The organism is Rhizorhabdus histidinilytica, assembly GCF_900167915.1.
GTDB classification, from domain to species: Bacteria; Pseudomonadota; Alphaproteobacteria; order Sphingomonadales; family Sphingomonadaceae; genus Rhizorhabdus; species Rhizorhabdus histidinilytica.
Map to the genome: position 1 here is coordinate 398,810 of NZ_FUYM01000001.1, position 25,557 is coordinate 424,366.

General features: G+C 68.0%; 26 protein-coding genes. 11 read left to right on the top strand and 15 right to left on the bottom strand.

All coding sequences use genetic code 11. The features are described 5' to 3' along the window. Positions 1-68 precede the first annotated feature (68 nt). From fabG to mltG, 4 genes are all read left to right on the top strand, one after another. Positions 69-809 carry a 3-oxoacyl-[acyl-carrier-protein] reductase gene (gene fabG, locus B5X82_RS01920; RefSeq protein WP_079646337.1) on the top strand — a complete coding sequence of 247 codons (741 nt, stop codon included), beginning with the start codon at positions 69-71 and terminating at the stop codon, positions 807-809. A 206-nt stretch (positions 810-1,015) separates the two neighbouring features. Next, entirely contained in the window at positions 1,016-1,252 is a 237-nt protein-coding gene (locus B5X82_RS01925) for an acyl carrier protein (protein WP_011950940.1), read from the top strand. 134 nt (positions 1,253-1,386) lie between these two features. Then, positions 1,387-2,652 carry a beta-ketoacyl-ACP synthase II gene (gene fabF / locus B5X82_RS01930; protein ID WP_079646338.1) on the top strand — a complete coding sequence of 422 codons (1,266 nt, stop codon included), beginning with the start codon at positions 1,387-1,389 and terminating at the stop codon, positions 2,650-2,652. Positions 2,653-2,675: 23 nt separating this feature from the next. Then, positions 2,676-3,647: an endolytic transglycosylase MltG gene (gene mltG, locus B5X82_RS01935; protein WP_079646339.1), complete on the top strand. Its 972-nt coding sequence runs from the start codon at positions 2,676-2,678 to the stop codon at positions 3,645-3,647. A gap of 44 nt (positions 3,648-3,691) precedes the next feature. Here the strand turns inward: mltG and B5X82_RS01940 are convergent, their stop codons facing one another. The 3 genes from B5X82_RS01940 to B5X82_RS01950 all read right to left on the bottom strand — a co-directional run bounded on the left by B5X82_RS01940 (position 3,692) and on the right by B5X82_RS01950 (position 5,176). Continuing rightward, positions 3,692-4,138 carry a hypothetical protein gene (locus tag B5X82_RS01940; protein ID WP_079646340.1) on the bottom strand — a complete coding sequence of 149 codons (447 nt, stop codon included), beginning with the start codon at positions 4,136-4,138 and terminating at the stop codon, positions 3,692-3,694. 76 nt (positions 4,139-4,214) lie between these two features. Next, positions 4,215-4,631 (bottom strand): hypothetical protein, encoded by a 417-nt coding sequence (locus B5X82_RS01945; RefSeq protein WP_079646341.1) that lies wholly within the window; start codon positions 4,629-4,631, stop codon positions 4,215-4,217. A gap of 20 nt (positions 4,632-4,651) precedes the next feature. Next, positions 4,652-5,176, bottom strand: a complete 525-nt coding sequence (locus B5X82_RS01950) for an Lrp/AsnC family transcriptional regulator (protein WP_235862571.1) — start codon at positions 5,174-5,176, stop codon at positions 4,652-4,654. 83 nt (positions 5,177-5,259) lie between these two features. Here B5X82_RS01950 and B5X82_RS01955 point away from each other — a divergent pair, with 83 nt between their 5' ends. After that, positions 5,260-6,159, top strand: coding sequence for an EamA family transporter (locus tag B5X82_RS01955; protein WP_079646343.1), 900 nt, complete (start codon positions 5,260-5,262; stop codon positions 6,157-6,159). On the opposite strand, the gene argC is transcribed toward B5X82_RS01955, so the two are convergent. The 7 genes from argC to B5X82_RS01990 all read right to left on the bottom strand — a co-directional run bounded on the left by argC (position 6,156) and on the right by B5X82_RS01990 (position 12,803). Beyond that, on the bottom strand, positions 6,156-7,097 hold the full coding sequence (gene argC / locus B5X82_RS01960; protein WP_079646344.1) for an N-acetyl-gamma-glutamyl-phosphate reductase: 942 nt from the start codon (positions 7,095-7,097) through the stop codon (positions 6,156-6,158). The two genes, B5X82_RS01955 and argC, sit on opposite strands and share 4 nt — an antisense overlap. Continuing rightward, positions 7,094-8,032: a C40 family peptidase gene (locus tag B5X82_RS01965; protein ID WP_079646345.1), complete on the bottom strand. Its 939-nt coding sequence runs from the start codon at positions 8,030-8,032 to the stop codon at positions 7,094-7,096. The genes argC and B5X82_RS01965 overlap by 4 nt, the downstream gene beginning before the upstream one ends. Beyond that, positions 7,989-8,318, bottom strand: coding sequence for a MarR family transcriptional regulator (locus tag B5X82_RS01970; protein WP_079646346.1), 330 nt, complete (start codon positions 8,316-8,318; stop codon positions 7,989-7,991). Before B5X82_RS01970 ends, B5X82_RS01965 begins: the two co-directional genes overlap by 44 nt. 140 nt (positions 8,319-8,458) lie before the next feature. After that, positions 8,459-9,856 carry a leucyl aminopeptidase family protein gene (locus tag B5X82_RS01975; RefSeq protein WP_079646347.1) on the bottom strand — a complete coding sequence of 466 codons (1,398 nt, stop codon included), beginning with the start codon at positions 9,854-9,856 and terminating at the stop codon, positions 8,459-8,461. Between the two features lie 2 nt (positions 9,857-9,858). Then, on the bottom strand, positions 9,859-10,245 hold the full coding sequence (locus B5X82_RS01980) for a PaaI family thioesterase (protein WP_079646348.1): 387 nt from the start codon (positions 10,243-10,245) through the stop codon (positions 9,859-9,861). Then, entirely contained in the window at positions 10,245-10,664 is a 420-nt protein-coding gene (locus tag B5X82_RS01985; RefSeq protein WP_079646349.1) for a PaaI family thioesterase, read from the bottom strand. Before B5X82_RS01985 ends, B5X82_RS01980 begins: the two co-directional genes overlap by 1 nt. Before the next feature lie 192 nt (positions 10,665-10,856). Continuing rightward, on the bottom strand, positions 10,857-12,803 hold the full coding sequence (locus tag B5X82_RS01990) for a potassium transporter Kup (protein WP_079646350.1): 1,947 nt from the start codon (positions 12,801-12,803) through the stop codon (positions 10,857-10,859). A 204-nt stretch (positions 12,804-13,007) separates the two neighbouring features. Here B5X82_RS01990 and purC point away from each other — a divergent pair, with 204 nt between their 5' ends. From purC to B5X82_RS02005, 3 genes are all read left to right on the top strand, one after another. Continuing rightward, positions 13,008-13,784: a phosphoribosylaminoimidazolesuccinocarboxamide synthase gene (gene purC / locus B5X82_RS01995; protein ID WP_079646351.1), complete on the top strand. Its 777-nt coding sequence runs from the start codon at positions 13,008-13,010 to the stop codon at positions 13,782-13,784. A gap of 167 nt (positions 13,785-13,951) precedes the next feature. Continuing rightward, on the top strand, positions 13,952-14,629 hold the full coding sequence (locus B5X82_RS02000) for an RBBP9/YdeN family alpha/beta hydrolase (RefSeq protein WP_079646352.1): 678 nt from the start codon (positions 13,952-13,954) through the stop codon (positions 14,627-14,629). Between the two features lie 224 nt (positions 14,630-14,853). Beyond that, complete coding sequence (locus tag B5X82_RS02005; protein WP_079646353.1) at positions 14,854-15,663, top strand: ferredoxin--NADP reductase; 810 nt, start codon at positions 14,854-14,856, stop codon at positions 15,661-15,663. Positions 15,664-15,878: 215 nt separating this feature from the next. Here B5X82_RS02005 and B5X82_RS02010 read toward each other — a convergent pair whose 3' ends face one another. Both B5X82_RS02010 and B5X82_RS26640 read right to left on the bottom strand, forming a co-directional pair. After that, positions 15,879-17,813: a M61 family metallopeptidase gene (locus B5X82_RS02010; protein WP_079646354.1), complete on the bottom strand. Its 1,935-nt coding sequence runs from the start codon at positions 17,811-17,813 to the stop codon at positions 15,879-15,881. Between the two features lie 57 nt (positions 17,814-17,870). After that, complete coding sequence (locus B5X82_RS26640) at positions 17,871-18,044, bottom strand: hypothetical protein (protein ID WP_176152441.1); 174 nt, start codon at positions 18,042-18,044, stop codon at positions 17,871-17,873. Between the two features lie 94 nt (positions 18,045-18,138). Between B5X82_RS26640 and B5X82_RS02015 the strand changes: the two genes are divergently transcribed. The 3 genes from B5X82_RS02015 (at position 18,139) to B5X82_RS02025 (ending at position 23,209) form a co-directional block, all read left to right on the top strand. Next, positions 18,139-19,023: a LysR substrate-binding domain-containing protein gene (locus B5X82_RS02015; protein ID WP_079646355.1), complete on the top strand. Its 885-nt coding sequence runs from the start codon at positions 18,139-18,141 to the stop codon at positions 19,021-19,023. 73 nt (positions 19,024-19,096) lie between these two features. After that, on the top strand, positions 19,097-21,349 hold the full coding sequence (gene parC, locus B5X82_RS02020; RefSeq protein WP_079646356.1) for a DNA topoisomerase IV subunit A: 2,253 nt from the start codon (positions 19,097-19,099) through the stop codon (positions 21,347-21,349). 99 nt (positions 21,350-21,448) lie between these two features. Then, positions 21,449-23,209: a putative bifunctional diguanylate cyclase/phosphodiesterase gene (locus B5X82_RS02025; protein ID WP_223811352.1), complete on the top strand. Its 1,761-nt coding sequence runs from the start codon at positions 21,449-21,451 to the stop codon at positions 23,207-23,209. Here B5X82_RS02025 and B5X82_RS02030 read toward each other — a convergent pair. From B5X82_RS02030 to B5X82_RS02040, 3 genes are read right to left on the bottom strand one after another with little or no spacing between them, the layout of a single operon-like run. Beyond that, entirely contained in the window at positions 23,185-24,390 is a 1,206-nt protein-coding gene (locus tag B5X82_RS02030; RefSeq protein ID WP_079646358.1) for a CCA tRNA nucleotidyltransferase, read from the bottom strand. The two genes, B5X82_RS02025 and B5X82_RS02030, sit on opposite strands and share 25 nt — an antisense overlap. Continuing rightward, positions 24,387-24,992: a CoA pyrophosphatase gene (locus B5X82_RS02035; RefSeq protein WP_079646359.1), complete on the bottom strand. Its 606-nt coding sequence runs from the start codon at positions 24,990-24,992 to the stop codon at positions 24,387-24,389. Before B5X82_RS02035 ends, B5X82_RS02030 begins: the two co-directional genes overlap by 4 nt. Then, complete coding sequence (locus B5X82_RS02040) at positions 24,989-25,555, bottom strand: DUF1285 domain-containing protein (protein ID WP_079646360.1); 567 nt, start codon at positions 25,553-25,555, stop codon at positions 24,989-24,991. The genes B5X82_RS02035 and B5X82_RS02040 overlap by 4 nt, the downstream gene beginning before the upstream one ends. Positions 25,556-25,557 lie beyond the last annotated feature (2 nt).

The following is a 25,557-nucleotide window of genomic DNA, read 5'->3' on the forward strand; positions in this document are numbered from 1 at the left end:
TCCTTGCCGACGGAAGGCAGGGAGATTCCGGCTTTCGCTGGAATGACGAAACAGGGAAGGTGAAAGCCATGTTCGATCTTTCAGGCATGACCGCGCTGGTGACGGGCGCTTCGGGCGGCATCGGCTCGGCGATCGCCAGGGCGCTGGTGCAGCAGGGGGCGACGGTCGCGCTGTCGGGCACGCGCGAGGACGCGCTGAAGGCGGTAGCGGCGGAGATCGGCGGCAAGACCGTGATCCTGCCTTGCAACCTGGGTGACGCGGAAGCGGTCGACGGCCTGATCCCGCGCGCGGTCGAGGCGTTGGGCGGCAAGCTCGACATCCTCGTGAACAATGCCGGCGTCACCCGTGACAACCTGATCATGCGCATGAAGGACGAGGAGTGGGATCAGGTGATCTCCGTCAACCTCGAGGCGGCCTTCCGCCTGATCCGCGCCGCCGCCAAGCCGATGATGAAGGCCCGCTTCGGCCGGGTCATCACCATCACCTCGATCGTCGGCACCACCGGCAATCCGGGCCAGGCCAACTATGCCGCGTCGAAGGCCGGCCTGGTCGGCATGTCGAAGGCGCTGGCGCAGGAACTGGCCAGCCGCAACATCACCGTCAACTGCGTCGCCCCCGGCTTCATCGCATCGGCGATGACCGACGTGCTGGCGGACGCGCAGAAGGAAGCCCTGTTGGGCAAGATCCCGGCCGGCAAGCTGGGCGAGGGCGGCGATATCGCCGCGGCCGTCGTCTATCTGGCCAGCCAGGAGGCATCCTATGTCACCGGCCAGACGCTGCACGTGAATGGCGGCATGGCGATGATCTGAGGTTCGGCACCGGCCCGCACCCCCTCCCGACCTCCCGCCAGGGTACACTGCCTGGGAGGTCGGGAGGGGGTGCGGGCCGGTGCCGCCCATGCTTTGGCGCGGTTGCGCCAAAGCCAATGACGCTTCCCACGTCATCAAAGCATGCTTGCAAGCAATCCCCGCCCTCGTTAGGGCAGGCGACAGAAACCCTAAGGAAGGTTTAGAACATGAGCGAGACCGCCGAGCGCGTTAAGAAGATCGTTGTCGAGCATCTGGGTGTCGAGGCCGAGAAGGTCACCGAGGAAGCCAGCTTCATCGACGATCTGGGCGCGGACAGCCTCGACATCGTCGAGCTGGTGATGGCCTTCGAAGAAGAATTCGGCGTCGAGATTCCCGACGATGCGGCCGAGAAGATCGCGACCGTCAAGGACGCCATCAGCTATATCGAGAGCCACAAGGGCTGATCGCTCCACCCGCCGGCCGTTGATCGACCGGGGCAGGTGACCGAGCCGAGGCTTATCAGCGGCTCCCCGACCCCGGGCAATCCGATGGGACGGGGGGCCGTTTTGCCGTTCAAGACGAATATCAGGAGAATGCCATGCGCCGCGTGGTCGTAACCGGACTGGGCCTTGTCACGCCGCTTGGCGCCGACGTCGAGACCGCCTGGGCCAACATCATCGCCGGCAAGTCGGGCGCGGGTCGCATCACCCGCTTCGACCCTAGCGACCAGGCCTGCACGATCGCGTGCGAGGTCAAGCCCGCCGATCATCCCTATGGCTTCGATCCCGGCAAGCGCGTCGACCACAAGGTCCAGCGGCAGGTCGATCCGTTCATCATCTACGGCATCGACGCCGCCGGCCAGGCGCTCGAGGACGCCGGCCTGACCGAGATGAGCGAGGAGCAGAGCTATCGCGCCGGCCTGTCGATCGGCTCGGGCATCGGCGGCCTGCCGGGTATCGAGAGCGAATCGATCGTCCTGCACGAGAAGGGCCCCCGCCGGGTCAGCCCGCACTTCGTCCATGGCCGGCTGATCAACCTCATCTCGGGCCAGGTCTCGATCAAATATGGTCTGCGCGGACCGAACCATGCGGTCGTCACCGCCTGCTCGACCGGTGCGCACGCGATCGGCGACGCCGCGCGGATGATCGCGATGGACGATGCCGACATCATGGTAGCAGGCGGCGCCGAGGGCGCGATCTGTCCGCTCGGCATCGCCGGCTTCGCCCAGGCCCGCGCGCTGTCGACCGGCTACAACGATACGCCCGAAAAGGCGTCGCGCCCCTATGACAAGGGCCGTGACGGCTTCGTGATGGGCGAGGGCGCCGGCATCGTCGTGCTTGAGGAATATGAGCATGCCAAGGCGCGCGGCGCGAAGATCTATGCCGAGGTGATCGGCTATGGCCTGTCGGGCGACGCCTATCACGTCACCGCGCCGCATCCCGAAGGCTCCGGCGCCTATCGCTCGATGGCGATGGCGCTCAAGAAGTCCGGCCTGCAGCCGTCCGACATCGACTATATCAACGCCCATGGCACCTCGACCCCGCTTGGCGACGAGCTGGAGGCGGGCGCCGTCCGCCGCCTGTTCGGCGATGCGCTGAAGACCGTGTCGATGAGCTCGACCAAGTCGGCGATCGGGCATCTGCTCGGCGGTGCCGGCGCGGTCGAATCGATCTTCTGCATCCTCGCGATGCGGGATCAGATCGTGCCGCCGACCCTGAACCTCGAAAATCCGAGCGACGGGCTGGAGGACTTCGACCTGGTTCCGCTCAAGGCGAAGAAGCGCTCGGTTCGCGCCGTGCTCAACAACAGCTTTGGCTTCGGCGGTACCAACGCCAGCCTCATCATGCGCAAGCTCGAGGATTGAGCCGCCGCCGTAGGAGGCCGTCTATGATCCGCCGCCTGATCGCGCTGATCCTGATCGTCGCGCTGGTTGGCGGCGGGGCGGCGCTCTGGATATCGCGCGACTGGTGGAGCGAAGGCCCGCTCCAGAAGCCCGCCAGCATCCAGGTGAAGAAGGGCGATACGCTCGCCTCGGCGGCGCGCGCGCTGGAGAAGGCCGGGGCGATCCGATCGACCACCAACTTCCTGCGCTTCGCGCGCCGCTTCGGGTCGAAGGACCCGGTGCGCGCGGGCGAGTTCGAGATTCCTGCACGGGCCAGCGGCGCCGAGATCCTCGACCTGCTCCAGCACGGCAAGCCGGTCCAGCACCTCGTCACCATTCCCGAGGGTATGCCGTCGATCCTGGTCCACGAGAGGCTGATGGCCGAGCCGCAGCTCACCGGCACGATCGCCGTGCCGGCGGAGGGGTCGGTCCTGCCCGACAGCTACAGCTTCGAGGCGGGCGAGCCGCGCGCGGCGGTGCTGGCGCGGATGCAGGCGGCGATGCGCAAGGCGCTCGACGAAGCCTGGGCGGCACGCAAGCCGACCACCGTCGTCACCAGCAAGCGCGATGCGCTGATCCTCGCCTCGATCGTCGAGAAGGAGACCGCGGTCGCGTCCGAACGGCCGATGGTCGCTGCGGTCTATTCGAATCGCATCCGCGAAGGGATGAAGCTGCAGGCCGACCCGACGGTGATCTACCCGATCACCCAGGGCAAGCCGCTCGGCCGCCGTATCCGCCTGTCGGAGCTGCGCGCCGTCAACGGCTACAACACCTATGCCTCGGCCGGCCTGCCCGAGGGGCCGATCGCGAACCCAAGCAAGGCCGCGATCGAGGCGGTGCTCGATCCGGCGAAGAGCCCGGCGCTCTACTTCGTCGCCGACGGCAAGGGCGGCCACGTCTTCGCCAACACGCTGGCCGAGCACAACGCCAACGTCCAGCGCTTCTACGCCATCCGCCGCTCGCGCGGCGAGATGTGACGACTGACGTCACCCCAGCGAGGGCTGGGGTGACCGCCAGGGCTTCAGCACAGCCAGCCGCGCGTCTTCGCCCGGCCGGCGAACCAGAGCTCGAAGGCCGCGATCAGGATGATGATCGCCGGGAAGATCGCCGCGCCCCAGCCCATCACGTCCTGGATCTTCGCGACCAGGAAACTGTGCCCGAACTGGACCAATACGGCGATCAGCGAGACGAGATAGAGCGGCTGCGCCCAATTTCGCCGCGCCAGCAGCGCGACCGAACCGAGCGTGCCGCTCCACACCGCGATGCCATAGACCCACCACAGCCATCCGGGCATGCCCTTGATGCAGTCGGCGGCGAGCTTGCCCATCTCGGCGACCATCTTCTCATAGGGCGTGGTCAGCTGGCTGTAGAAGGCGAAGATTCCGGCAAAGCCCCACAGCAGCAGCACGATGCCGAGGACCCAATACCAGCTGGGAACGCGTTTCGTTTCGGCAGTGTCGTCCATCATCCTTCTCCCCTGCAATGATCGGTGCATTGTCCTGACGACGAATGGGCGGGCCGCGATCCGACAGCGCGGCGGAAAATCAGCCCAGCAGGCCCTGCGTCTTGGCCCAGCAGGCGAAAGCGATCTGGGCGACGGCGACCAGCGCTATGAACGCGGGAAAGGCGAGTGAGCTCGCGCCCAGCTTCGATGCGCCCTTGTAGACGCCGAAGAACCAGCCGAACTGGATGATGACGCCGACCAGCGAGGCGACGAACAGCGGGCCGGCGGCGGCGCAGCGGCACAGCAGCGCGATCGCACCGAGCAGTCCGGCGCCCACCGCGACGACATAGGCGGCCTTCACCGTCGCCGGCATCGCGATCCAGGCGGCGCGCTGCGCCTCGGGCAGGCTGGCGAGCTTATCGGGATTCATCCGCATCTGGCTGAGGCAGGCCAGGCAGCCGACCGCGTTCCAGGCGAGCAGGAGCGCCGAAACCACCCAATACCAGACAGGTACCATCGCGACCCTCCCCCCATCGCTCAGCGAGCGGGAGGATGCCCCTCTTTGGGAGCCATGACAATGGAAAGGGGATCGCCGGCCCGCAGCGGATCGAAGCGGACGATCTCGCGCAGGCTGACGAGCGTCTCGAAGCCGCGGATATTATCATCGGAGGCCAGCACCTCATCGGCGAAGCGCTGATAGGCCTCGATCGACGGCACGCTGACTGTCACCAGGAAATCGGTGCGTCCGGTGACGTTCCACGCCCCGATCACCTCCGGCCGGCTTTCCAGCGTCCGGGCGAAGAGCTGCTCGACCTTGAGGCCGCTCTGGGCGAGCTCGACCAGCACATGGATGGTGATCGCCGGCGCGAGCCGCGACGGATCGATCAGCGAGACGTCGGCGACGATGACGCCGCTGCTCCGCAACCGCCGGAGGCGGCGGAGCACAGCGCTTTCCGACAGCCCCACCCGATCCGCGATGTGGCGCGCGGGCTGCTGATTGTCGCGGCGGACGATCGCGATGATCCGCCGGTCGAAATCGTCGAGGTCGATGGAATCCATCATCTGCTTGTCATATTTGCCTGATTCCATCGTTAAATGCCCGAAATCGCCGAACATCGCCAGCTGGCTTGGATTAAATCGGCATCATGAGCAGCAGCCTCTCCACCCGTCCGCGCTTCGACGTTCAGCTTGCCGCCGCCTATGCCGCGCTGCTTGGGTCGATCACCGCCTTCTGCGTCGGCACGTCCTTCGCCAAGCGGCTCTTCCCGCTGGTCGGCGCTGAGGCGACGAGCGCCTATCGCGTCGGCTTCGCTGCGCTGATCCTGCTGACGGTCTGGCGGCCGTGGCGCGGGCGGATCGGGCGGGCCGACCTGTTCGCGACGATGCGTTACGGCGCGGCGATGGGGATGATGAACCTGTGCTTCTACATGGCGCTGCGCACCATTCCGCTCGGCCTCGCCATCGCGATCGAGTTCAGCGGGCCGCTCGCCGTATCGCTGCTCCATGCGCGCCGCCCGGCCCATTTCGCGATGGTCGGGCTTGCGGTCGCGGGGCTCGGCCTGCTGCTACCGATCCATGGCGGCGCTCACGGCCTCGATCCCGTCGGGATCATGTTCGCGCTGGGAGCGGGGCTGTGCTGGGCGCTCTACATCCTGTTCGGCAAGCGGCTCGGCCATCTTCCCGGCGGCCAGTCGGTGTCGATCGGCATGGCCACGGCGGCGCTGATCGTCGTGCCGATCGGTATCCATCAGGGCGGGCTGGCGCTGCTCGATCCGAGGCTGATGGCGCTGGGCCTCGGCGCGGCGATCCTGTCGAGCGCGATCCCCTATTCGCTCGAGATGGTCGCTCTCAAGCGGCTGTCGCACAACAGCTTCGGCATCTTCCTCAGCCTCGAGCCCGCCGCCGGCGCGCTGGCCGGCGTCGTGCTGCTCGGCGAGCATCTGACCGCGTTGCAATGGCTCGCGGTGCTGCTGGTCGTCACGGCCTCGATCGGGACGATGCTGTTCGCGGAGCCGGCCGAGGCCCCGCCGTCGGCGGGATCCTAGAGGCGCAGCCCCTCGATCTCGTTCAGGCCGAGCGCGATGTTGAGGTTCTGGACAGCCGCGCCCGCAGCCCCCTTGCCGAGATTGTCGAGCGCCGCGACCAGCCGCGCCTGGCCGGCCTTCTCGTCGGCATGGACGAACAGCTCGAGCCGATCGGTGCCGGCCGCCTGCTCGATCGTCAGCACCGGCCGATCGTCGGTGATGACGCGAACGACCCGGCTGCTGTCATAGGCGGCGGCCAGCAGCTCGCGAATCGCGGCACCGGTCGGCCGGCCAGGCAGCAGGTGGAGGTGCAGCGGTACCTCGACCAGCATGCCGCGATAGGTCTTCGCGACAGAGGGCAGGAAGATCGGAGGATGGGCGAGGCCGGCGCGCTTCTGCATCTCGGGCACGTGCTTGTGGCCGAGGTTGAGCGCATAGGCGCGGAACGCGGTGTCGGTCGCGTCGGGGGAGGCGGGGTCCTCGAACATCGCGATCATCGACTTGCCGCCGCCCGAATATCCCGAGACGGCGTTGACCGAGAGCGGAGTGTCGGCCGGCAGCAGCCCGGCGCGGACCAGCGGACGGACGAGCGCCAGGAAACCGGTCGGATAGCAGCCGGGGTTGGAAATGCGGGTCGCGGCTGCCAGCGTGTCGCGCTGGTCCGGGTCGAGCTCGGCGAAGCCGTAGGCCCAGTCGGCGGCGGTGCGGTGTGCGGTCGACGCGTCGATCACGCGGACCGCCGGGTTGGCGATCAGTGCCACCGCCTCGCGTGCCGCGTCGTCGGGCAGGCACAGCACCACCGCGTCGGCGGCGTTGAGCGCTTCGGCGCGTGCGGCCGGGTCCTTGCGCCGTTCCTCGGCGACGGCGATCAGTTCGATGTCGGCCCGGCCGGCGAGCCGATCGCGGATTTCGAGGCCGGTGGTGCCGGCGGCACCGTCGATGAAGACCTTGGCGGTCATGGGTTCAGTCTCCGCCGGCCCAGGATCGGCCGGTCATGATGGGGTTGCAGGCGGGCGACGACGTCGGCGAGCGGTTCGATCACCACGCTCATCCAGTGCGCGTTGGCATGGATCAGCCGGTCCTCGTCCACCATCAGGCCGACATGGCCGGGAAAGCTGACGATGTCGCCACGTCGGAGGCGGGCCTCCTCGGGCAGCGGCGTGCCCAGCGCTTCGCGTTGCATGTCGGTGTCGCGCGGGGCGGCGATGCCGCAGGCGGCGAGCGCCGCCTGAACCAGCCCCGAACAGTCGATGCCGTCGGCGCCGCGCCCGCCCCACAGATAGGGCGCCCCGAGCAGTCCTTCGGCGACCGTCACCGGGTCGTCCGACAGCGTGTCTGCCGCGACGACGTGGCGCGCATGGACGAAGCCGTCCTCCGTCGCGAGGAAGCCGTCGTCGCGCATCTCACCGGCCAGCCGCGCACCGAAGGGTAGGGTGCCCAGCATCGGCGCCTTGATCGAAGGGCTGGCGAAGCGCAGCGCTTCACGGACGTGGATGCGGTGGGTCACCGGGGCCGCGGGTGCCAGCAGCCGCGCATCCACATAACCGACATAATGGTCGTGGACCGAAAAGCCCCAGGCCCAGCCGCCGGTCAGGTCGAGGATGGCGAAGCCCTCGCCGGGCAGGAGCTGGGAGACAGCCTCGGCGTCGGCGCTCGCGGCCTTGCGCATCATAGCCGCCGCGCCGCCCGCCATCGCCGGCATCGGCGCGGCATAATGAGGAGCGAACAGGGTACCGGCGAGCGCTACGTCGGCGATGTCGGGACGATAGGCGTTGATCCGCGGATCGAGCTTCCGGGTCGGTCCGTCGAGGTGGAAGGCGGCGGCGGGCAGGCCGCCGCCGGTCATGTCGTCAGCCGCGAGCCTTTTCGAGATCGATGGATTTTCCGAAGGCATCGAGGAAGGCGGCCCCTTTTTCGGTCTTGGCGACGAAGATGTTGCGCCGATCGTTGTCGTCGCGTTCGCGGCGCAGATAGCCGAGCGAGCCCAGGGTATTCAAGGCGCGCGTTATCACCGGCTTGGAGACGCCCAATTGCTGGGCCAGGCCGCGCACCGTATGGGGCCCGGGGGTGATGTAGCTGATCAGCAGCAGGGCCATCTGCCGGTTCGTCAGATCAGGTTGCCCGGAGCGGACGTAGGAGACCAAGGCTCGCATCCACTGGGAAAGCTGGTTTTCGGACATGGTACGCGCCCTTCGCATAGGATCCTGTCGAGGAGCAGGTGCAGACCTTAATCCTCGGCCGGACAACGCGGGTCGCCCGATTTCGTTTCACCGGGCGACGGCAATGGTCGCGATTTGTCGCTGAAAACCGGCGTCCAGTCTCAGGGCGTAACGAATCTGGCCCTGAGCATCGCGAAAGCGGCACGCAGGCCGAGCGCCTCGCCTCCCTTGGGACGGCCCGGCTTCGCCGACGGCCGCCAGGCGAAGGTGTCGAGATGCGCCCAAGGGGTGGCGTCGGGCACGAAACGCTGCAGGAACAGCGCGGCGGTGACTGCGCCGGCCATGCCGCCTTCGCCGGCATTGTTGATGTCGGCGGTGGTGGATTTGATCATCTCGGCATAGTCGGCCCAGAGCGGCATCCGCCACAGCGGGTCGGATACCGCCGTGGCGGCTGCGAGCAGGTCGGCGGCGAGTGCGTCGTCATTGGCGAACAGCGCTGGAAGGTCGGGGCCCAGCGCGACGCGGGCGGCGCCGGTCAGGGTCGCGAAGTCGAGGATCAGCACCGGCTTGTCCTCGCCCGCGCGGGCCAGCGCGTCGCCCAGCACCAGCCGGCCCTCGGCATCGGTGTTGCCGATCTCGACCGAAATCCCCTTGCGGCTGCGCAGGATGTCGCCGGGGCGGAAGGCGTCACCCGCCACCGCATTCTCGACAGCCGGGATCAGCAGGTGGAGCCGCACCGGCAGCCGCGCGCCCATCACCAGGCCGGCAAGCGCCAGCGCGTGGGCCGCACCGCCCATGTCCTTCTTCATCAGCAGCATCGCCGAGGATGGCTTGATGTCGAGCCCGCCCGAATCGAAGCACACCCCCTTGCCGACGATCGCGATGCGGGGATGGGCGGGATCGCCCCACTCGATCTCGATCAGCCGTGGCGCCCGCTCGCGCACCGCGGCGCGGCCGACCGCGGCGATCATCGGATAGCCCTGGTCGAGCGCGTCGCCGCGAGTGACGCGAAACTCTGCGCCATGCACCTTCGCAACGGCTTCGGCCGCGTCCGCGAGTTCGGCCGGGCCCATGTCCGCGGCGGGCGTGTCGATGAGGTCGCGGACCAGGGCCACCGCTTCGGCCAGCGCGACGGTGGGCGCGATCGCCGCGGCGTCTTTCGTCAGCAGCACACGGGCCGGGATCGGATCGGGCTTGGCGAGATAGCGGTCGAAGCGGTGATGTGCGAGCAGCCAGCCCAGCGCCCCCGGCAGATGATCGTCCTCTCCGTCGCCGTCGATCCGGTAGGTGCCCGCCGGCAGCTTCTGGGCGACCGCCGCTATGTCCCATGGACCGGGCACCTTGGCCTTGCCGAACGCCGCCGACCATTCGCCGTCCTTGCGACCGGGCAGGATCAGCAGATCGCCGGGCTTGGCCTTGAAGCGGCCGGCATCGGCGAGCGCACGGACCTGGGCGGGCTGGTCCTTCAGCCAGGCTTCCAGGCTGTCCGCCGCGACCGGCGTCAGGCGGTGGGCGGGCTCGCCGCGATCGGGAAGGAGGAGGCTCGCGAAATCGGTCATGATCACCCCTGGCGGTCGATCAGTATGTGCATCCGGGCGGTGGCGATCGGCTTCGATCGGTCGTCCTGCCAGCATAGCGCGCTGGCGTTGGCGACGCGCTTGCCGATGCGGACGATCTGGGCGAGCGCATGGGTCTCGGTCATCAATCCGCCGCGCAGATAGTCGACCGCGATATTGATCGGCTTGACCTTGGGCAGGCCGGTCCCGCGGAATTCGTGGGCGAGCGCCTCGTAGCAGGACATTTCGAGCAGGCCGGCGATCACGCCGCCATGGATGAAGCCCGGCCGCCCCTCGATCGCGGGGCGCCAGCTCACGCTCAATATCGGCTCGCCGGTCGCCCGGTTGGGATGCGCGCCGATCACCTCGGCATAGGGCGAATCGAAGTCCATCAGTCCCCCGTGAAGAAGAAGGTGGCGAGCGAATGGGCGATCGGATCGGCCGGATCGCCGTCATGGGCGACGCAGCGGACGAAGGCGACGCTGCGCGTCACCTTGTAGCAGGTCGCCCTTGCGGTGATCGCGCGGCCTGGCGGAGCCGCGCGGACATAGTCGATCCTCAGGTCGAGCGTCGCCATCGGCCGGACCGTCTTGATCTTCGCGGCGATCGCGAGGCCCGACGCGCTGTCGATCAGCGAGATGATCGGTCCGGAGGCGAGCACCCCGTTCGCCGCGTTCATCGCCAGCCGCGGATCATAGTCGAAGGCGAGTTCCGCCCAGTCATCGCCATGATCGACGCGGCGCAGCCCGATCTCTCCGGCATGTCCCGCCATCAACCGCTTCAGGGAGGAGGAATCGAGCAGTTCGGTCATCGTCGTTCCGGCATAGGCGCTTGAAGCGTCGGCGCAAGCCCCGGGGCGGGGTGCTCCTACTACAGCATTGGGCTTTTCATATCCGAGCCGCTCATCCTGAGGAGAGGCTGAGCTTGGCGAAGCCTCGTCTCGAAGGATCCTTCGAGACGCCATTTCGCCTTCGCTCAATGGCTCCTCAGGATGAGCGGAGGCCTAGATCGTGGTCTGCGATCCCAGCTCCACCACCCGGTTGGGCGGGATGCGGAAGAAGTCGGTCGGGTCGGACGCGTTGCGGTAGAGGAAGATGAACAGCAGGTCCTGCCAGAAGGGCATGCCGCTGTGCTTCGACGGGCGCAGCGTCGACCGGCCGATGAAGTAGCTGGTCTGCATCGGCTCCAGCTTGTTGTCGCCATGGCGCAGCGCGAAGGCCAGGTCGCGCGGGATGTCGGGGCTTTCCATGAAGCCGTAGTTGAGCACCGCGCGGGTGAAATTCTCATCGATATTGGTCATGTCGAGCCGCTTGGCGGCGGGCACGACCGGCTGGTTCACCGTGTTGATGGTCAGCGCGAGGTTGCGCTCGTGCAGGATCTTGTTGTGCTTGAGGTTGTGGAGCAGCGCGCTCGGCGCCGCTTCCATCCCCGACGACAGGAAGATCGCCATGCCGGGCACCCGCTCCGGCGGGCGGGCGCGGAGCATGCGGGCCAGCTCCTCGAGCTCGATCGCCTGGCTCTGGTCGATCGCCAGCAGCAGCTTGCGACCGCGCACCCAGGTCACGATGAGCAGGCCGACCCCGCCCGCGACGATCAACGGCACCCAGCCACCTTCGTAGATGCGCAGGATGTTGGCGCCGAAGAAGAACAGATCGAGCAGCAGCAGCGGCAGGATGACGGCGATCGTCAGCGGCCAGCTCCAGCCCCAGCTCCGCCGCACGACGAGGAAGGCGAGGCAGGTCGTCACCACCATCGTCCCCGACACCGACACGCCATAGGCCGCCGCCATCGCCGAGGAGGAGCCGAAGCCGAGCACCAGCACCATCACCCCGACGAACAGCAGCATGGTGATCGTCGGCAGGTAGATCTGCCCTGCGGCATGTTCGGAGGTCTGGCGGATCTTGAGGCGCGGCAGCAGGCCGAGCTGGATCGCCTGGCGGGTCAGTGAATAGGCGCCGGTGATCACCGCCTGGCTGGCGATCACGGTCGCGCAGGTCGCGAGGATCACCAGCGGGATACGGGCCAGGCCGGGCGCCATCAGGAAGAACCAGTCCTGGTTGACGAACTCGATGCCCCGCGCTGCGGCCACCTCGAGCCGGTGGAGCGCGAATGCACCCTGGCCCAGATAGTTGAGCGCCAGCGCCGGAAAGACGATCGCCAGCCAGCCGGTGCGGATCGGCTTCGCGCCGAAATGGCCCATGTCGGCGGTCAGCGCTTCGGCGCCGGTCACGGTCAGGAACACCGCGCCCATCACGAACATGCCGGCGACGCCGTGATTGGCCATGAACAGCACGCCGTTGTGCGGCAGCAGCGCGGCGAGGATGGCGGGCTGGTCGGCGATGTGGATCAGGCCGATGCCGCCGATCGTCACGAACCAGAGCAGGCAGACCGGGCCGAACAGCCGCCCGACGACCCGCGTGCCGCGCGCCTGCATCAGGAACAGGCCGATCAGGATCGCCGAGGTGATCAGCAATATCTCGCCGCGCGACACCGCATGTTCCAGGCCGGGAATGGTCTTGAGGCCCTCGACCGCCGACAGCACCGACAGGGCAGGGGTGATCACCCCGTCGCCGTAGAACAGCGCCGCGCCGATCGCGCCGAGCGCCATCACCAGCGTCCGGCGGCGCCGGGTCGATCGCTGCGCCAGCGTCATCAGCGCGAGCACGCCGCCTTCGCCATTATTGTCGGCGCGCATCAGGAACAGAACATATTTGCAGGTGACGACCAGGATCAGCGCCCACAGCGCGAGGCTGAGCACGCCCAAAATCTCGCCGGCGACGATCCCATCCTCGGCCGCCTGGCCGAGCGCTTCGCGAAAGGCGTAGATCGGGCTGGTGCCGATGTCGCCGAACACGACGCCGAGCGCGCCCAGCGTCAGCGCCGCCATGCCTTCCTCGCGGAGGCGACCCTTCCGCGGCGGCCCTTCGGGGTCGGCCATGTCGTTTCGCATCAAATACGCCCTCAAGCGGCGAAGCCGGCGCGCCGCTTAGGCCTCTCTACGGAGGAATGCACGCAGAATCTCGCGGCGATGCGGCATTGTTTGCGTGGGAGGGGCAATCGCGGTAAAGGCGGGCTCGAACTGCCTCGGCGGCACGTCCGAATCGACGTTGCCGCCGGGGCTTCTCTGTTTCCCGCGCCCCCGGAGGCCCGATAGATGACCCGCCGCCGCCAGATCTACGAAGGCAAGGCCAAGATCCTGTACGAGGGCCCCGAGCCCGGCACGTTGATCCAGTATTTCAAGGACGACGCCACCGCGTTCAATGCCCAGAAGAAGGGCACGATCAACGGCAAGGGCGTGCTGAACAACCGCATCTCCGAGCATATCTTCACGATGCTCGGCACGATCGGCGTCCCCACCCATTTCATCCGCCGCCTCAACATGCGCGAGCAGCTCATCCGCCAGGTCGAGATCGTGCCGATCGAGGTGGTCGTCCGCAACGTCGCGGCCGGCTCGCTGACCAAGCGGCTGGGGATCGAGGAGGGGACCCAGCTCCCCCGCACGATCATCGAATATTATTACAAGGACGATGCGTTGGGCGATCCGCTGGTCGCCGACGAGCATATCGCCTGCTTCGGCTGGGCGAGCCAGGAGGAGATGCACGACATCGCTGACATGGCGATCCGCGTGAACGACTTCATGTGCGGCCTGTTCGCCGGCATCGGCATCCGCCTGGTCGATTTCAAGCTCGAATTCGGCCGCTTCTGGGACAATGACTATAGCCGCATCATCCTGGCCGACGAGATCAGCCCGGACGGCTGCCGGCTGTGGGACATGGCGACCGGCGAGAAGCTCGACAAGGACCGCTTCCGGCAGGACCTGGGCGGCGAGGTAGAGGCCTATCAGGAGATCGCCCGCCGGCTCGGCCTGATGCCCGACGGCGAGAATATGATCCTCGACCTCGAAAGCCACCGAAAGAATCGCGGCAAGTGATTTCAAGGGCTTAGGCCGGGTCGTTTCAGGGGCGCCGCAAGGGCGCCCCGGCCTGCCGCATTCTCGCCGCATTTGGTCGCAGCGGCTATTTACAACCGTAAGACTAGACATAATCTGACGCCACGATCACGCGGCTCCCGGGCCGCCGAGTCGAGGAGAGTCGGATCATGGCGACTACCCGTTTCGAACATCCTTCCGCGGCGCCTCTGACGCTGCTGCTTCCCGACCTCGATGGCGGAGAGCGGGGCTATTGGCTGCGGCATTGGGTCGACACCCGGATCGACTGCCGCCTGGTCGACCTCGGCCAGGCGCGCGTCCCCGACCGTAACAGCCTCGTCACCCGTCTCGACCATGCCCTGCGCGGCCTCGACGCGCCCGTCATCCTCGTCGGCCATGGGGTAGGGGCGCTGACCATCGCCGCCTGGGCCGGACTGATCAGCAGCGAGAGCGAGGCGGCGGTCGCCGGGGCGCTGTTGATCGCGCCCGGCGATCCCGCCGCCGACGCGGATCCGCGCCTGAGCGATTTCGCGCCCTTGCCGTCGGCGATCTTCTCCTTCCCCGCGCTGGTCGTTGCCAGCGACGACGACCCATCGCTGTCGCCCGATCGCGCCTTCAGTCTGGCGCGCCAGTGGGGCGCCGGCTTCGCCCGTTTCGGCGCCTGCGGCCATTTCGCGCCGGCCGACGGCCTCGGCTGGTGGCCGGAGGGCGAGGAACTTCTCGATCGTTTCATCGACCTGGTCGAGCCGGGTCATGCCCAGGTCCAGGCGCGGGGCGGGCTCGACCAGCTCGGCCAAGGCCTGCCGCCGCACGGCCGCGGTTCTTCGTCATCGCTGTTCCGTCCGTAGGACGGCCCAGTTCCGCCCCCAGGGCGGCTTGAGCGCCCCGTCCGTCCCAACTCCGGGGGGCGGGCGGGGTTGCTTCCTCTGGTCGGCCTCCCACCTCCCATCGCGATCGGCGCGATGAAGCTGAACTGTCGCGCCGCCAAACTATTCCGATGTGGCATAGCGGCCGCCTGCGCTCTATGGGGTCCCCGACGTGGCCGAGAGACGGTTTTGAAAGGAAGTTTTTCATGAGCAGCCGTACGGAAGCGGTGAAGATCGCCCCGAACGACGCCTTCAACATCCAGACGGTCCTCTGGGTGAAGCATTGGAACGAGCATCTGTTCAGCTTCGCGGTGGACCGCCCGGCGTCGCTGCGGTTCCGCTCGGGCGAATTCGTGATGATCGGCCTGCCGACCGAGGCGCGGCCGCTGCTGCGTGCCTATTCGATCGCCAGCCCCTCCTATTCGGACGAGCTGGAGTTCCTGTCGATCGCGGTGCCCGACGGCCCACTGACCTCGCGTCTGCGTCACATCATCCCGGGCGACGAGATCTATCTCGCCCGCAAGACCACCGGCACGCTGGTCGCCGACGCGCTGACCCCGGGAAAACGGCTGTTCCTGCTGGCCACCGGTACCGGCCTCGCGCCCTTCCTGTCGGTGATGCGCGATCCCGACATCTATGAACGCTATGAACAGGTGATCATCGTCCATAGCGTCCGCCACCTCAGCGACCTCGCCTTCCGCGACGTGCTGGAGAGCCGCCTGGCCGGCGACCCGCTGGTCGAGGAGGAGGCCGCCGCCAAGTTCCGCTACCTGCCGATCGTGACGCGCGAGCCCTTCCCACGGCAGCAGCGCATCACCACGCTGATGGAGAATGGCGGCCTGTTCGAGGGTATCGACGGCGAGCCGAAGCTCGACCCGGCCACCGACCGCGTCATGATGTGCGGCAGCATGGACATGATCCGCGATTGCTCGGCGATCCTCGAACGGCTCGGTTTCGAGGAAGGCTCGAACGCCAAGCCTGCCGACTTCGTCATCGAGAAGGCGTTCGTGGGCTAGAGCGGTTCACGATCCGATTGCATCGGATCGGTCGCCCTAGACCATTGTTTTACCGCGATTTCCGAGCCGGCAGATGTTTCCATCTGCCTAGAAATCGCTCTAGGCAAGCTGCGTCATCCTGGCGAAAGCCAGGATCTCACTTTTCTTCGTCCTTCGATACGGTTGCGAGGAAAGGCAGGGAGATCCCGGCTTTCGCCGGGATGACGAGCGTGTGATCAGCCCCTCGGCTTCAACAACATGTCCAGCCATGCCGAGCCGCTCCCCGTCCGCTCCAGCCGCGGATAGCGGTTGCCGCCATAATAGGGGATCGCGACCGTCCGGTACTGGTCGCCGCGCCGGACCAGCAGCTCGATCGGCTTGCGGGTCGAGGTCGCGTCGTCGATCCGTTCGGCCAGCTTGCCGCTGTCGAAGCTTTCGCCGTCGAGCGCGACGATGCTGTCGTTGTTGGTGAGGCCGGCGGCGAAGGCCGGGCTGTCCCAGATCACCTGCTCGATCCGGCGGTCGCCGCTGTCGATCACCAGGCCCAGCGAATAGCTGAAGTCGGCGACCTTGCGCCGGCGTTCCTCGATCCGCCAGAAATTGGTCGGCTTGTTCGAATAGACCAGCCGGTATCCGCCCTGGGCGATCCAGTCGAGCGGCGCATGCGGCCGGGCCTGCTCGACCCGGTCGCGCAGGAACCCCGCCCAGTCATGGGCGGCGATGCCGTTGAGCGTCGCGACGACATCGTCGAGCGTGTAGGTCAGCGTTCCCCAGTCGCCGTCGCGCATGCCGAAGAAGGCGCGCGCGAAATCGTCGAGCGAGCGCCGCCCGCCGGTCAGCGCGCGAAGCTGCATGTCGACGTCGAGCCAGACGAGCATGCCTTCGTTGTAATAATCCTCCGATCGCTGCAGGCTCGTCCAGGGCTGGGGGCGGCGCGCGGCGATGATCGGATCGTTGGTGGTGTCGATCAGCGGGCGCCATTGCCGGCCGGGACGCCCGTCGAGCTGCGCCGCCGCCATCGCCAGATAGGCGAGCGTGTCGTCGGGCGAGACCAGGCCCGATCGCGCCTGCAGAACATAACCCCAATATTGGGTCTGTCCCTCATAGACCCAAAGCAGCGAGTTGCGCATCGGCACGCTGTAGTCGGGGGTGTAGAGATCGGCCCCGCGCCGGTACTTGCCGTTCCAGCTATGGACATATTCGTGCGGCAGCAGGTTGTGGCGCGCGGTCTGCTCCTCCCAGCGGGTGAAATAGCCGGTCGCGACGCCGTTCTCGCTCGACCGCTGATGCTCGAGGCCGATCCCGCCGAGCCGGTCGCTGATCGACAGCAGGAAATCATAATGATCGTAATGCTCGGCGCCGAACAGTTTCACCGCCTGTTCGACCAGACGGCGATGCGCGTCGATCTGCGCGGTGCTGGCCTGCAATTCGTCGGGATGGTCGGCGGCGACGTTCAGCCGGACCTTGGGGCTGAGCTGGACCTGGCGGAAATGGCGGCCAGCCAGCAGCGGGCTGTCGACCAGCGTCTCGAAATTGACGGGCTGGAAGGCGACCGTCGCCGATGTCCTGAGCGAGGCGGGCTCCAGCGCCGTCCCATAGCCCCAGCCGGCGGGCAGCACCACACTGGGGGCGACCGTGATCCGCCGGGTGAAATAGCCGGCCGGATAGAAGGCGGTCAGGTTCCATTGCAGGCTCAGCATGTCGCCGGTCATCACCACCCGGCCCTGCGAGCTGCTGGTGGGCGAGACATAGTCGAACGACAGGGCGATCGACCGCGCCCCCGCGGGCACGTCGACCTGGATCGCATAGACGTCGACCGGATCGCGCTTCCACGCGAGCGGCCGGCCGTTGGCGGTGATCGCGATGTTGGCGATGTCGTCGATCGGCCCGCGCGGGGCGTGGTTGCCCGGCAGCCATTGCGGGTAGAGCAGATAGAGCTTGCCCGCGCCCGCGACCGGAATCTGCTCGCGTATGCGGAAGACGCCGCGCGCCACGTCGGTCGCATCGACGGTCAGCTCGATCGTGCCGGGATAGGCGATGTCGCGGGCGGCGGGGACCTGTCGCTCGATCGGCAGCGGCTGGGGCAGGCTGAGCTCGACGGCGGTGGCGGGAACGGGGGCGGCCAGGGTGAAGGCCAGGACGGAAAGCGGAAGCGAAGGGAAACGGTGCATCGGCAGGCGGCATCCATTCTGGTTATCGATCCAGCATGCCGCCTTGCCGCGCGTTCGTCACCCCTTCCTCTGCGTCGGCCCGTTGCAGACCGGCCGGCGCCATTCGATGCGGACGTCCTCGGTCGCCGGCCAGGCCTGGTGTTCCGCCCACCAGCGGATCGCGCCGCCGATCCGTTCGCGCAATCCCATGGGACGGGAGGTTGCCTGCTTCTTCCTTATCTGGGCCATCACGATGTCCTCCTTGGTGACGGCCTTTCAAATATGCCTGTTCCTTGTCCGGCGCCAATCGGTTATCGATCTCCCTAGATAAGGAGGGTTTATCATCATGGCCCGACAGATCCCACCGCTCAGCGCGGTGCGCGTGTTCGAGGCGGCGGCCCGGCACCTCAACTTCACCCGCGCCGCCGAGGAACTGGCGATGACCCAGGCGGCGGTCAGCTATCAGATAAGGATGATCGAGGATCGGCTGGGCACGCCGTTGTTCGTTCGCAGCGGCCGGCGGGTCTCGCTGAGCCCTGCGGGGGAGCGGCTGGCGCCGGCCGTCACCGCCGCGTTCGACCGGCTCGACGAAGCCTTCGCCAAGGTCCGCCTTGTCGAAAGCGGGGTGCTGACGATCAGCGCCGCGCCCGGCATCGCCGCGGGCTGGCTCGGTCCGCGCCTCGCCCGTTTCCAACTCGCCAAGCCAGATATCGCGGTGCGGCTGCTGGCCAGCCATGAGCTGGTCGACTTCGCCCGCGACGAGGTCGACGTCGGCATCCGTATCGGCCAGGGCGCATGGCCGGGGCTGCGCGCGATCGAGATGTTCGGGGCCGAATTCACGCCGATGTGCAGCCAGGCCTATATCGATCGGATGGGGCCGTTCACCGACCCCGTCCAGCTTCTCGACACATTGCGCATGAACTCGGACGACGTCTGGTGGCGGGCATGGTTCTCGCAGGTCGGTGTCGCCGTCCCCGACGATCTCGACCGCAGGTCGATCCATGTCGACTCGCAGGTGATCGAGGGTATGGCCGCGCTGGCCGGGGAGGGGGTGGCGATGCTGACGCCGCGCTTCTGGCCGTTCGAGCTCGCCACCGGACGCCTCGTCCAGATATTCCCCCATGTCGGGGACGGCGGCAGCTTCTGGCTGGTCTACCCCGAGCACAAGCACGCCTCGCCCAAGGTGAAGGCCTTCCGCGAATGGCTGATGGCCGAAGTGCGGGCGGGGTAGGCATTCAATTCCTCCCCATGCATCGCATGGGGAGGAACTTGGAAGCGGCGACTTTCCTCGCTAGAGCTTGTCCATGACCGATATCGCCGAGCTGCCCGAAGACAGCGTCCGCAACACCCCCTTCGACAGCGCCCTGTCCGATCGCTATCTCGTCTACGCGCTGTCGACGATCACGGCGCGCTCGCTGCCCGATGTGCGGGACGGGCTGAAGCCCGTGCATCGGCGCCTGCTCTGGGCGATGCGACTGCTGCGGCTCGATCCGGCGTCGGGCTACAAGAAGTGCGCCCGCGTCGTCGGCGATGTGATCGGCAAATATCACCCGCATGGCGACCAGTCGGTCTATGATGCGATGGTCCGCCTCGCCCAGACCTTCTCGCTGCGCTACCCGCTGGTCGACGGTCAGGGCAATTTCGGCAACATCGACGGCGATAACGCCGCGGCGATGCGCTATACGGAGGCGCGGCTGACCGCCGCGGCCGGCGAACTGATGGCCGGCCTCGACGAAGGCACGGTCGATTTCCGCCCCACCTACAATGGCGAGGAGGAAGAGCCGGAGATCTTCCCCGGTCTCTTCCCGAACCTGCTCGCCAACGGTGCCACCGGCATCGCCGTCGGCATGGCGACCTCGATCCCGCCGCACAACGTGGCCGAGCTGATCGACGCCGCGGTGCTGCTGATCGACAAGCCCGAGGCCGAGACGGTCGAGCTGCTAGACCATGTGAAGGGCCCCGATTTCCCGACCGGCGGCGTGCTGGTCGACAGCCCGGCGGTGATCGCCGAGGCCTATGCCAGCGGACGCGGCGCCTTCCGCGTGCGTGCGAAGATCGACAAGGTCGACGAGAAGGGGGGCGGCTGGCACCTCGTCGTCGGCGAGATTCCCTATCAGGTCCAGAAGTCGAAGCTGATCGAGCAGATCGCCGAGCTGATCAACGACAAGAAGCTGCCGATCCTCGCCGACGTCCGTGACGAGAGCGACGAAGAGGTCCGCATCGTCCTTGAGCCGCGCAGCCGCACGGTCGATGCCGAGATGCTGATGGAAAGCCTGTTCCGGCTGACCGACCTCGAGGTTCGCGTTTCGCTCAACCTCAACGTGCTCGACGACACGCGCACGCCGATGGTGATGAGCCTCAAGCAGGCGCTCGCCGCCTGGCTCAAGCACCAGTTCGAGGTGCTGGTCCGTCGCTCGCAGCACCGGCTTGCCAAGATCGCCGACCGGATCGAGCTGCTTGACGGCTATCTGATCGTCTATCTCAACCTCGACCGGGTCATCCAGATCATCCGGGAGGAGGACGAGCCCAAGCCGGTGATGATGGCCGAGTTCGGCCTGACCGACCGCCAGGCCGAGGCGATCCTCAACATGCGCCTGCGCAGCCTGCGCCGGCTCGAGGAGATGGAGATCAAGAAGGAGCGCGCGACGCTCGATGCCGAGGGCAAGGAACTGGAGGCGCTGATCGCCAGCCCGGCGCGGCAGCGCACCCGGATGAAGCGCGACCTCGCCGCACTGCGCGAGCGCTACGGCCCCGAGACCGCGCTCGGCGCGCGCCGCACCCTCCTGTCCGAAGCTGCGCCGGCGCGCGAGATTCCGCTGGAGGCGATGGTCGAGCGCGAGCCGGTGACGGTGATCCTGTCGCAGCGCGGATGGATCCGCGCGATGAAAGGGCATCTCGACGAAGCGGCGCAGGCGGCGGTCAAGTTCAAGGAGGGCGACGGCCCGGCCCACGCGATCCGCGCCCAGACCACCGACCGCATCCTGCTGGCGACCGACCAGGGCCGCTTCTACACCCTGCCGGCGGACAAGCTGCCGGGCGGCCGCGGCTTTGGCGAGCCGGTCCGCCTGTTCGCCGACATCGACGCCGACGCGCGGGTGGCGGCGCTGCTGGTGGCGAAGCCGGGCGCCGAACTGCTGCTCGCTTCGGGCGATGGCAAGGGCTTCGTCGTCGACATGGCCGATGTCGCCGCCGAGACGCGCAAGGGCAAGCAGGTCGTCAACCTGCGCGAGGGCGGACGGCTCAAGGTCGTCCATCCGGTGGCGCAGGGCGACGACTATGTCGCTGCGATCGGCGACAATCGGAAGATGGTGATCTTCCCGCTCGGCGAGCTGCCGCGCATGGCGCGCGGGCAGGGGGTTACCATCCAGCGCTACAAGGACGGCGGGCTGTCCGACGCGATCAGCTTCAAGCTCGACGAGGGGCTGAGCTGGACGATGGGCGGCGAGACCGGTCGGACCCGGACCGAGACCGACTTGACCCCATGGCGCGCGGCGCGCGGCGCGGCCGGACGGATGCCGCCGGTCGGCTTTCCGCGTGACAACCGTTTCCGGGGATGAGGCGCGGGGCATCGGTCCGCGCGGTCTTGCCGTAGAAACAGAGCATTAACCCTGTGCTGCTAATCCCGCTCGACCATGCGGGCGGCAAAAACCCATATCATGTCCACATCCGACAAGGTCGGCGGCGATCCCGCATTGCCCATGCACAAGCTGCCCGCCGCGCTCCAGGAACTGCTCGATACGCCGCGCTCCGCCGCCCAGCAGGAGTTCATCGACACCCTGCCGATCGCGATCGCACTGGTCTGCCTGGTCGACAGGAAACCGACGATTCTGGCGAGAAACCGCGCTTTCCTGCAGCTCGTCAACCGTCATAGCCGCCGCCGCGAGATCGAGCCGGGACGCGACCTGTGCGTCGGCATCGCCCTGCCGCTGCTGCCCGAGATCGAGGATTTCCTGAACGGCGACGAGCGCGACCGATCGTTCGACATGCAGGAGGGCGACGGCATCAGCGGACGCCATTTCGCCGTCCGACTGTCGCGCCTGTCGGGCGGCGAATCACCCGTGCCACGCTGCATCCTGTCGTTGATCGACCGGACCCAGCAGGTCGAGGGGGAGCGGTCGCTGCGCACCCAGATGCTGCGCGACAGCCTGACCGGCCTGCCGAACCGCGCCGCCTTCGCCGAGCAGGTCGAGCAGGCGATGCTCAACTTCACGGCCGAGGGGCGCCAGTTCGCGGTGCTGCTGATCGACCTCACCCGGTTCAGCCGGGTCAACGAGGGTGTCGGCTCGCTCGCCGGCGACGAGCTGATCATCACCGTCGCGCGCCGGCTGGTCTCGGCGCTGCGCGCCGGCGACGTGCTCGCGCGGTTGGCCGGTGACGAATTCGCCGTGTTGCTCGGCGTTGCCGACGATCCGTCGGAGGCGATGTCGGCCGCGCGCCGCATGCAGGCCTGCCTCGCCACGCCGATCCGGCTTGGCGACCTCGAGATCAAGATCGATTGCGCGGTCGGGGTGGCGATGATGGCGTCGACCATCGATGACGCAGAGGACCTGATCCGCAACGCCCAGTTCGCAATGAAGCGGGCCAAGCAGTCGGGTCATGCCGAGCTCTATCAGGCCGGTGACGGCGTCAGCGCGCGCCAGCGCTTCAGCCTGGAAACCGAACTGCGCCGCGCGATCGAGCGCGACCAGCTCCATCTCGCCTTCCAGCCACTGATCGAGCTGTCGACCGGCCGGGTGATCGGCTTCGAGGCGCTGGCCCGCTGGGACCACCCCGAAAAGGGCGCAATCTCCCCGGTCGACTTCATTCCGGTCGCCGAGGAGTCGGGGTTGATCGTCGCGCTCGGCCGCTGGGCGCTGCGCGCCGCCACTCGCACCCTCGCCGAATGGGACCGCAAGGCCGGCGCGCCGCTGCCCGTGCACATGGCGGTCAACGTCTCGGCGGTGCAGTTCCAGCGCGACGACGTCGTGTCGGCGGTCAAGGCCGCGCTGACCGAGAGCGGCATCGCCGGCAACCGGCTCAAGATCGAGCTGACCGAAAGCTGCATCGTCAGCGATCCGGACGGTATCGCCCGGGTGCTCCGTGCGATCCACGATCTCGACGTCACTATCGCGATGGACGATTTCGGCACCGGCTATTCGAGCCTCGCCTATCTGCAGCGGCTGCCGATCGACGTGCTGAAGATCGACCGCAGCTTCGTCGCGCCGATGCTTCACGACCGCGATTCGGTCGCGATTGTCCGCGCCATTCTCGGCCTGGCCTCGGCACTGGGCATGGCGACGACCGCAGAGGGCGTCGAATCGGAAGCGCTGATCGAGACGCTGATCGGCCTCGGTTGCGACATCGCCCAGGGTTATTATTTCGCGCGGCCGCTGCCGTCGGACGAAGCCTTCGCCTATTTGCGGTCGCGCCCGGCCTGAGCGGTTTCTTCGGCGGCGAGCCGCGCGACGCGCGCGTCGTCCGGAAAACCCTCCGCGATCCAGCGCCTCTCGATCGCCTGCAGCGTCGCCGCAACCACCGGCCCCGGCTTCAACCCCATCGCGATCAGGTCGCCGCCGCCGATCGGCAGGCGCGGCCGCTCCCACCCGTCGAGTGCGTCGAGGTCAAGCGTCTCGGCCGGACGATCGCCGCGCAACAGCAGGTCCGACGCGACCTCCACGCCGAAGCGGTAGGCGAGCGCACGCGGCGCATCGTCGATCCCCGAGGCCGCCTGCTCCAGCCGCCGGGTCGCCGCCTTGGACAGCTTGAGCCGCTGCGCGATCGCGACCACGATCGACGGATCGGGCGGGAGCAGCGCGCCCAGCCGCCGCAGCGGATCGGGGTTCGTCCCGGCGGCCGTCTCGCGCACGATCAGCCGGTCGAGCCGGGCGACGCCCTCGTCGGCGATTTCGGGAAGGATCGGCCGGAAGATGCCGCTGTCATGCATCAGCCTGACGGTCGGCGCGGGATCGACGACGCCAAGCAGCTTGAGCAGCTCGTCGGCGATCCGCTCGCGCGACAGCGCCATCAGGTCGTTGGCCCGGGCGATGCAGGCGTCGAGCGCGGCCGGGTCGGGCGTGCCCCTCCCGAAGCGGGCGTGGAAGCGGAACAGGCGCAGGATACGCAGATGATCTTCGGCGATCCGGCGCAACGGATCGCCGATGAAGCGGACCAGCCCGGCGTCCAGGTCGGCGCGGCCGCCGAAATAGTCGTGGATGGCGCCGGTCGACGGGTCGGCCGACAGCGCGTTGATCGTGAAGTCGCGGCGGGCGGCATCCTCGCGCCATTCGTCGGTGAAGGCGACGACGGCGCGACGGCCGTCGGTGGCGACGTCGCGGCGCAGCGTCGTCACCTCGACGGGGCCCGACGGCAGCAGCGCGGTGACGGTGCCATGGGCGATGCCGGTCGGGATCGCCTTGAAGCCGGCGGCGGCTATCCGGCGGCTGCTCTCCTCGGGCAGCAGCCGGGTCGCGCAGTCGATGTCCTTGACCGGCAGGCCGAGCAGCGTGTCACGCACCGCGCCGCCGACGAAGCGGACATCGCCTTCCGCTGCGCCGAGCGCCTCGATCAGCCGGTCGAGCCCAGGCCGGTGCCGCCAGGGAGCGTCGGGCAGCAGCGTCATGCCGTCCCCTCCAGCGCACCGCGCAGCCGCGGCGCGAGCTCGACGATCAGGCCGGCGGTGACGCCCCAGATGCGCTGGTCGGGCCAGTCGATCTCATAATATTGCCGGGGGCTGCCTTCGAAGATCACCGAGCGGCGCAGATGGTTGGCCTCCGCCAGCAGGACGTCGAGCGGCACCTCGAACAGCCCGGAGACCTCGCTCTCCTGCGGGTGGAGCTCGATTCCCTCGGGGATGACGCCGACGACCGGGGTGATCAGATAGCCCGAACGGGTCGCATAGGGGCGCGACGTGCCCACCACGTCGACCCGCTCGCTCGGCAGGCGGACCTCTTCCCACGCCTCGCGCAACGCCGCGTCGACCGGTCCGCCGTCATCGGGATCGAGCCGGCCTCCGGGAAAGGCGACCTGGCCGGCATGCGCGCGCAGCGCCTCGTGCCGCACGGTCAGCAGGACGCGGGGGCGGGGAGCCTCGATGATCGGCACGAGCACGGCGGCGCGGGTCAACGTCGCGATGTCGCCGACCATGCCGATCTCGTCGATCAGCGGCGCGGCGTCGCTCGCGTCGGCGAAGCTGCCGCGCAGCCGGTCGGCCAGCGCGGTCATTGCGCGTCGAGCGCGAAGAAGCTGCCTTCGCTCCACAGTCCCGGCGGGTCGGCGCCCTCGTCGAGCGCGAGGTTGACCATCTCATAATAGACCGGCCGCGCGATCAGCGCGTCGAGGCCGCTGCGCACCGTCACGTAGGGATGGGGGCCGTCGTCGCGCTCGACGATCCGCAGCGGATGCGCCGCGTCGGCGACGACCAGATCGCCGGTGTTGAGCCGGAAGGCGATCCGCCGTGCCCGACCTTCGCCCTCCACCTTCATCTCGACCGCGACGAAGGGGGCGTCGTCGACGGCGATCGACAGCTTCTCGGCGGGGGTGACGAGGACATAGCCGCCGTCGGGCTCGCGCCGCAGGATCGTCGAGAACAGCCGTACCATCGCCAGGCGTCCGATCGGCGACCCCTCATGGAACCAGGTGCCGTCGCTGGCGATCCGCATGAAGCTGTCGCCGCAATGCGCCGGATTCCATTTCTCGACGGGCGGCAGGCGGTTGTCGGCCGCGAAGGCGGCGATGTCGCTCAGCGACAGTCCGGCGAAATCGGGAGGCGGCGTGCTTTCGGGCATGA

Coding starts and splice junctions, on each gene's coding strand:
- B5X82_RS02040 (WP_079646360.1), bottom strand. CDS start 25,555: ATGCCCGAAAGCACGCCGCCTCCCGATTTCGCCGGACTGTCGCTGAGC.
- fabF (WP_079646338.1), top strand. CDS start 1,387: ATGCGCCGCGTGGTCGTAACCGGACTGGGCCTTGTCACGCCGCTTGGC.
- B5X82_RS02015 (WP_079646355.1), top strand. CDS start 18,139: ATGGCCCGACAGATCCCACCGCTCAGCGCGGTGCGCGTGTTCGAGGCG.
- B5X82_RS01950 (WP_235862571.1), bottom strand. CDS start 5,176: ATGATGGATTCCATCGACCTCGACGATTTCGACCGGCGGATCATCGCG.
- B5X82_RS01940 (WP_079646340.1), bottom strand. CDS start 4,138: ATGATGGACGACACTGCCGAAACGAAACGCGTTCCCAGCTGGTATTGG.
- B5X82_RS02005 (WP_079646353.1), top strand. CDS start 14,854: ATGAGCAGCCGTACGGAAGCGGTGAAGATCGCCCCGAACGACGCCTTC.
- B5X82_RS01975 (WP_079646347.1), bottom strand. CDS start 9,856: ATGACCGATTTCGCGAGCCTCCTCCTTCCCGATCGCGGCGAGCCCGCC.
- mltG (WP_079646339.1), top strand. CDS start 2,676: ATGATCCGCCGCCTGATCGCGCTGATCCTGATCGTCGCGCTGGTTGGC.
- B5X82_RS02035 (WP_079646359.1), bottom strand. CDS start 24,992: ATGACCGCGCTGGCCGACCGGCTGCGCGGCAGCTTCGCCGACGCGAGC.
- B5X82_RS01985 (WP_079646349.1), bottom strand. CDS start 10,664: ATGACCGAACTGCTCGATTCCTCCTCCCTGAAGCGGTTGATGGCGGGA.
- B5X82_RS01970 (WP_079646346.1), bottom strand. CDS start 8,318: ATGTCCGAAAACCAGCTTTCCCAGTGGATGCGAGCCTTGGTCTCCTAC.
- B5X82_RS01965 (WP_079646345.1), bottom strand. CDS start 8,032: ATGCCTTCGGAAAATCCATCGATCTCGAAAAGGCTCGCGGCTGACGAC.
- B5X82_RS02025 (WP_223811352.1), top strand. CDS start 21,449: ATGTCCACATCCGACAAGGTCGGCGGCGATCCCGCATTGCCCATGCAC.
- B5X82_RS01955 (WP_079646343.1), top strand. CDS start 5,260: ATGAGCAGCAGCCTCTCCACCCGTCCGCGCTTCGACGTTCAGCTTGCC.
- B5X82_RS02030 (WP_079646358.1), bottom strand. CDS start 24,390: ATGACGCTGCTGCCCGACGCTCCCTGGCGGCACCGGCCTGGGCTCGAC.
- B5X82_RS01925 (WP_011950940.1), top strand. CDS start 1,016: ATGAGCGAGACCGCCGAGCGCGTTAAGAAGATCGTTGTCGAGCATCTG.
- B5X82_RS01945 (WP_079646341.1), bottom strand. CDS start 4,631: ATGGTACCTGTCTGGTATTGGGTGGTTTCGGCGCTCCTGCTCGCCTGG.
- B5X82_RS02000 (WP_079646352.1), top strand. CDS start 13,952: ATGGCGACTACCCGTTTCGAACATCCTTCCGCGGCGCCTCTGACGCTG.
- B5X82_RS01990 (WP_079646350.1), bottom strand. CDS start 12,803: ATGCGAAACGACATGGCCGACCCCGAAGGGCCGCCGCGGAAGGGTCGC.
- B5X82_RS02010 (WP_079646354.1), bottom strand. CDS start 17,813: ATGCACCGTTTCCCTTCGCTTCCGCTTTCCGTCCTGGCCTTCACCCTG.
- B5X82_RS01980 (WP_079646348.1), bottom strand. CDS start 10,245: ATGGACTTCGATTCGCCCTATGCCGAGGTGATCGGCGCGCATCCCAAC.
- parC (WP_079646356.1), top strand. CDS start 19,097: ATGACCGATATCGCCGAGCTGCCCGAAGACAGCGTCCGCAACACCCCC.
- argC (WP_079646344.1), bottom strand. CDS start 7,097: ATGACCGCCAAGGTCTTCATCGACGGTGCCGCCGGCACCACCGGCCTC.
- purC (WP_079646351.1), top strand. CDS start 13,008: ATGACCCGCCGCCGCCAGATCTACGAAGGCAAGGCCAAGATCCTGTAC.
- fabG (WP_079646337.1), top strand. CDS start 69: ATGTTCGATCTTTCAGGCATGACCGCGCTGGTGACGGGCGCTTCGGGC.